Genomic DNA, 2,622 nt, shown 5'->3' with positions numbered 1-2,622 from the left:
TCTTATTAATCATGTATAAGGCATACAATTTCACTACCTATAATCCTTTATTATGTTAACTAGAATAAAAGCCCGAAACACTGATTTAACAGTACTTCGGGCTTTTTTGGTTTGTGATCGTTTATACACGTTTTATACATCGTTGGTTTAACACGTTTTCATTTGTTTTCATAAAGTGCAGATATTTATTTTTATACATGAAGGATTTTTAGAAAAGTGAAAATCACAGTGTCAAAACCACCTTAATTTCTTTTATCTTCATTACGAAAAGCACCAAATGTAAAAACGAAAAAAGATACTATAAATGGGACAAATAAATTTTTTAGGAAAGTCAGTTCTCTATTGAACAAATGCTCAATACATGCAAGAATAAGCACTAAAATTAAGTAAAAAAGAATAAATTTAACCAGTTTTCTCAATTTCTCTTTTGTAAATCTTCTTCTTTTAGCATCCCTTATTTCGATTTTTCTTTGTATCCATTTTCTCTTTTTCTCTCGTTTAATATTTTTATATTTTTCCGTTGGGGGCGTTATATAGTAAGATAATTCCCATAGAATAATTCCTAATATCTTAAAAAAAGATTCCATAATTCACTAACTTTCTTATAAATTTTACATAATATAACTTACTTTTTTTTGAATAATTTAGAGAAAATGGATTGTTTTTGTTCATTTTGATTTGGTGTTTCTGAGACAAAAACATCCTCTTTTGTATTTAAATTATCCGTTTCTATAGGGTCATTATGACTTAATATATTTTGGCTATTTAAGTTCAATGATTGTTCTTGTTTTAAGGCAATTGTTAAATCGTCAATTTGTCGATTCTTTTGTCGAATTTCTGATTCTAAGTGTGCTATGTATTTATCAACATAGCTGTCATAATATGCTTTCGCGGGCTCTTTTTTGTTTGTCGATTCTTTTGTCGATTTTTCGTCAAAGCTTGACGATTTATTTGTCGATTTGCTTGACGATTTTTTATTCAAAATCGATTCTAAATAAGCTATTACGCTATCGTCTATTAATGATTTATTACCTGTTTTTTTAACTTTTAAATTTGATGGTAAGTTTTTTAAGTGATAGTGAATGGTTTGTTTAGAAACATTTAAACTTTCAGAAACTTCTTTTACTGTTTTCATCAAATAACACGTCCTACTTTATTTGTTCGCCTTATATTTTTCCATTGATATTCATTTTCTCTAAAAATGCCTCTTTTTGTTGTTCTGTAAATTCAGTTGTTTTGGGTTTGATAGGTTCATATTTTTTATTTTCTAACCATTCTGGCGTCATCTCACGATTTATATTTTGCGTCTTCTTGCCTATATTCGCCATTTCAGGTTGTCGCTTTGAATGAATGCGTTTCTCAGGTTCAAAAGTAAATTCTAACCACTCAATTTTACGGCTTTTCTTAGCTTTGATTTTATTAATAGTAAGTTCTTTAAATATAAAACCTAGTTCTTTGATTATAGGCGATAATACGTATTGGTTTATATTTGTCATGCGATAGGAATCAGGAACATCCAAACGCTCTCTGAAATCTTCAATACTCATTTTTAAATAACCTGTATGTTTGTATTGCTTTAGTATTCTAAACATATTTTTAGCATATGTTGATTTTAAATGAGTCATTTCTTGTAGTTCAAACTTTGTAAAATCTGAAGTAATTTCATTTAATATATGCTTTAAATCTGGTGAAGTAGCGATTTCTAAATATTTCTCAGTCAGATCAATTTCATATCTATGAAAAAGTACGAATTTTTTAATTTTTGTTTCTGTACGGATTGTATATCTGATTTCTAGCATTTTATCGTATACTCTCTGTAAATCATCAACAAAACGATTTATATTTCTAGTTTCTGGGCTATAATTGCTTAATTCTTTTAATTCATCAAAAGATAAAGTTAAAGTGTTTGTATCTTGTTCTTTTAATTTATTACACATAGCAAAAAATAAATTAATTTCTACACTCGTGAATTTTCTTAATGGGATTAGATTCATTTCATTTCTATACACAACAGTCTCTCCAGACATGTTATAATCACTCCTACATATTATGTATTTCAGGGCTAAAGGAAGGGTTTCCGAAGACAATTCCTTTAGCCCTGTTTTTTTATGCTTTAAAACGTTGTAATAACAGTAACATTAAATTAAAGGCATGTTAAATAAAAATACATGCCATACTTGTGGCAAAAGTATGCCTTTAATGTGGCAAAAGTATGCCTTTAATGTGGCAAAAGTATGCCTTTAATGTGGCAAAAGTATGCCTTTAGGGTCTGAAACTTCTTCTCGCAGTAAGGCTCAAATGGCGTCTAAAAAGGGTTTAAAAAGTTCTTAAAAAGATTATATAAAGTTCGGGGCAAAATTGCCCCATTTCAAAATCTCTTTAAGAATGAATAAATTCTGAACGAATTTACATCTATTTTAAAAATCTAACCCATTACTTTTTTGAAAAAAAGTAAAATCAAAAAACTTCTTGAACTCGCCGTTCAAACTGCAGGGAATTGGAGGGTTTCCAATTCCACTGCGTTTAGTGTGGCGAGTAGATGCAAGTATAGCAATTCCTTATACTCATATCGCTACGCTCATTCCGTTACCATTGCTATACAATATAATGAGACTTAACTAT

General features: G+C 29.0%; 3 protein-coding genes. All 3 read right to left on the bottom strand.

Annotated features, from left to right (window positions below; translation table 11 throughout):
- Positions 1-242: 242 nt before the first annotated feature.
- Genes FHL06_RS14600 through FHL06_RS12335 form a run of 3 tightly spaced genes read right to left on the bottom strand, consistent with a single transcriptional unit; the run spans position 243 to position 2,027 of the window.
- Positions 243-587, bottom strand: coding sequence for a hypothetical protein (locus FHL06_RS14600; protein WP_202879070.1), 345 nt, complete (start codon positions 585-587; stop codon positions 243-245).
- A 38-nt stretch (positions 588-625) separates the two neighbouring features.
- A complete protein-coding gene (locus FHL06_RS12340; protein WP_153386872.1) occupies positions 626-1,135 on the bottom strand; it encodes a LuxR C-terminal-related transcriptional regulator in 510 nt (169 codons plus the stop codon).
- A 31-nt stretch (positions 1,136-1,166) separates the two neighbouring features.
- Entirely contained in the window at positions 1,167-2,027 is an 861-nt protein-coding gene (locus FHL06_RS12335) for a replication initiation protein (protein WP_153386870.1), read from the bottom strand.
- Positions 2,028-2,622 lie beyond the last annotated feature (595 nt).

Origin of the sequence: Companilactobacillus halodurans (genome assembly GCF_009600985.1) — a bacterium.
GTDB lineage: Bacteria > Bacillota > Bacilli > Lactobacillales > Lactobacillaceae > Companilactobacillus > Companilactobacillus halodurans.
Note: the sequence above shows the minus strand (reverse complement) of the source record. Positions and strands in the feature narration are given on the sequence as shown.